Here is a 2,801-nt window from a genome sequence, read left to right on the forward strand (position 1 = left end):
AGGAGCCGGTGGCGTTGGGGTTGTCGATGGTGAAGCCCTGCTTCTCGATGGTGTCGACGAAGTCGATCGAGGCGCCCTGGATGTAGGGGGCGCTCATGCGGTCGACCGCGAGCTTGACGCCGCTGAACTCGACAACCAGGTCACCGTCGAGGGAGCGGTCGTCGAAGAAGAGCTGGTAGCGCAGACCGGCACAGCCACCCGGCTGTACAGCGATCCGCAGCGCCAGGTCGTCGCGGCCCTCCTGATCCAGCAGTGCCTTCGCCTTGACGGCGGCGGCGTCCGTCAGAGTCGCACCATGAGTGGTGGTCTCGTTCTGCACAGTCATGAACTCTCCTAATGGACCTGTTTTCACCCCGTGAGAGGCACACGGCACGTGGCTTGCAACGCCACCTGGCAGGCGACTATTCCCAATCTTACGCGGCGGCCGATCCTGCGTCAGTCCAGGGATTGAGCGGCCTGGCTGCCGAAACGGGCGGACCAGGTTTTTCCGGCGGGCATGCCATCGAATAGCCTGGTCGGCGTGAAGTTCCTCCGCCGTGGCGAGTCCAGCCCTACCTCCGACACCTCCACCGTCGATGCCGGTGCCGCGGCGACGATCGCGGACCGCTCCCCGACCGCCGCTAAAGGGCGGCCTACGCCCAAGCGGCGCGAGGCCGAAGGCCGCCGTCGCGGGCCGGTAGCACCGGCGCCGCTGACCTCGAAAGAGGCGCGCGCCCGGCGTAAGTCGCTGCGCGGTTCCCGTGCCGAGCGCAAGGTGGATTCGGCCGAGCGCAAGGCCACCGTGCAGGATCGGCGCGCCCGTATGCTCGCCGGCGAGGAGCAGTTCCTGCTCCCGCGTGACAAGGGTCCGGTGAAGGGATACGTGCGTGACATCGTCGATGCGCGCCGCAATCTGCTCGGTTTGTTCATGCCCCTTGCACTCGTTTTGATCCTGAGCATGATTCTGTCGCCGGCGCTGCAGGCGATCGTCACGCTCGCCATGCTGGTGATGATGCTGTTCATGATCATCGAAGGTGTGATTCTCGGGCGCATCGTGCATAAGCGGGTGCTGGAGCGCTTCCCGGATTCGACGGATTCGAAGTTCTCGCTCGGCTGGTACGCGTTTGTGCGCGCCTCGCAGATTCGCCGGATGCGTGCGCCGAAGCCGCGGGTCACTGCGGGTGCCAGCATCTGAGAGCACTTCGAAGGCAATGAGTGAGGCCGCCCACGATGGGCGGCCTCAGTCATTGGTGGGGTCTTGACCCGCACATTCACATCGCGGCGTCTCAGCCATGCTCGCGCACACCGGCGATGGCGCGGAGTTCCATCGCGGAACGGGCGTAGTCACGATCGGTGATGCCGGTGGATCCGACCATCTCCCAATGGGATTCGCGGTGGAACGGTACGGCTCGCCCGGCTGCGGCCAGGAGGGCGAAGAATCGGGTGAACATGGCTGCTGCCTTGGACTCGGTGGTCGCGCCGCGGGAGATATCTACGGTCGCGGAGGTGATGGTGGTCATTTGCATGCCTCGCTGTCGTCTGAATCGGTGGTGTCCCAGGCCATGGCGCCGTAGGTGAGATAGCCGAGGACCGTCATTGCGGATCCGGCTGCGGCGATTGCGGTGAGGGCTTGCATGGCAGTAAGTTTTCTCTAGTTCAGTTACTGCCAACAGTGGCGGTTCTGACATTGTCCGCAAAGATTCAGCCAGGTAGGGTGAGGCCATGCTTTCGAAGGTCGCGGTCGTACTCAACGAGCGGCTCGCCATGTTCGAATTCGGCGTGGTCTGCGAGGTTTTCGGGCTGGATCGGACAGCCGACGGGCTGCCCGAATTCGACTTCAAGGTCTGCGGAGCCGAGCCGGGGAAGCCGCTCAACACCAGTTCGCCGGGTATTCAGGTGACGCCGCAGTTCGCGCTCGACGAATTGCTGGACGCGGATCTGGTGGCGGTTCCGGCGTTCCCGTTCTCGACAGCGAATCTGCTCGACGCGCGGGTGGTGGATGCCGTCCGGGAGGCCTCGCGGCGTGGTGCGACGGTATTGACCGTCTGCTCCGGCGCGTTTCTGGCGGGCGAGGCCGGGCTGCTGGACGGGCGGCGGTGCACCACGCATTGGCGGTATGTCGATCAACTCGCGCAACGGTTTCCGCTGGCCACCGTCGATCCGGATGTGCTGTTCGTGGACGAGGGCAATCTGATCACCAGCGCCGGCACGGCCGCCGGGATCGATGCCTGCCTGCATCTGGTGCGGCGAGAGCTCGGCAGTTCGGTGGCCAATGCCATTGCGCGCCGCATGGTGGTGCCGCCGCAGCGGGACGGCGGGCAGCGGCAGTTCATCGAGCGTCCGGTTGTGGAGTGCAGCACCGACAGCCTCAGTGAGACGCTGCACTGGATGGATGAGCACCTCGACCTGCCGCACACCGTCGAATCGCTCTCGGCCCGCACCAATATGTCCACCCGCACCTTCGCCCGCCGCTTCGCGGACGAAACCGGCACCACCCCGGTGAAATGGTTGACCGGGCAGCGGATTCTGCTCGCAAAACAGCTCCTCGAAGACACCGACCTGGATCTGGAATCCCTCGCGAACCGCTGCGGATTCGGTTCCGGAGCCCTGCTGCGCCACCACTTCCAGCGGGTTGTCGGCATCGCCCCCGTCGAATACCGCCGCCGGTTCGGCGCCCGCGCCTCGTAAGGAATCGGCGGACAGTCGTGCCTAGTCGGCCGGGGAGTGCGTGCTGTTGATACCGTGCTGACGTGTCGCACAGTGCTCAATCAACCGATCGACCGCTTCGGACGCTGGTGCTCGGTGGAGCCCGGTCCGGTAAG

4 protein-coding genes are annotated in these 2,801 nt (G+C 65.3%); 2 read left to right on the forward strand and 2 right to left on the reverse strand.

Translation table 11 applies throughout. From position 1 onward, the window contains the following. A partial coding sequence (locus JWN03_RS43625) for a HesB/IscA family protein (RefSeq protein WP_297628558.1) occupies window positions 1-325 on the reverse strand: 325 nt, incomplete at its 3' end. A gap of 171 nt (window positions 326-496) precedes the next feature. On the opposite strand from JWN03_RS43625, the gene JWN03_RS43630 reads away from it, so the two are divergent. Continuing rightward, a complete protein-coding gene (locus JWN03_RS43630; RefSeq protein ID WP_441343173.1) occupies window positions 497-1,174 on the forward strand; it encodes a DUF3043 domain-containing protein in 678 nt (225 codons plus the stop codon). Between the two features lie 91 nt (window positions 1,175-1,265). On the opposite strand, the gene JWN03_RS43635 is transcribed toward JWN03_RS43630, so the two are convergent. Continuing rightward, on the reverse strand, window positions 1,266-1,499 hold the full coding sequence (locus JWN03_RS43635; protein ID WP_297628560.1) for a hypothetical protein: 234 nt from the start codon (window positions 1,497-1,499) through the stop codon (window positions 1,266-1,268). Between the two features lie 202 nt (window positions 1,500-1,701). On the opposite strand from JWN03_RS43635, the gene JWN03_RS43640 reads away from it, so the two are divergent. Then, entirely contained in the window at window positions 1,702-2,667 is a 966-nt protein-coding gene (locus tag JWN03_RS43640) for a helix-turn-helix domain-containing protein (protein ID WP_297628562.1), read from the forward strand. The last annotated feature ends 134 nt before the right edge of the window (window positions 2,668-2,801 follow it).

It is taken from the genome of Nocardia sp. (assembly GCF_025465275.1).
In the GTDB taxonomy this organism is placed as follows: Bacteria; Actinomycetota; Actinomycetes; order Mycobacteriales; family Mycobacteriaceae; genus Nocardia.

Bases quoted from the DNA above. Each gene is read 5' to 3' on its own strand.
- JWN03_RS43630 (WP_441343173.1), top strand. From the start codon at position 497: ATGCCATCGAATAGCCTGGTCGGCGTGAAGTTCCTCCGCCGTGGCGAG.
- JWN03_RS43635 (WP_297628560.1), bottom strand. From the start codon at position 1,499: ATGACCACCATCACCTCCGCGACCGTAGATATCTCCCGCGGCGCGACC.
- JWN03_RS43640 (WP_297628562.1), top strand. From the start codon at position 1,702: ATGCTTTCGAAGGTCGCGGTCGTACTCAACGAGCGGCTCGCCATGTTC.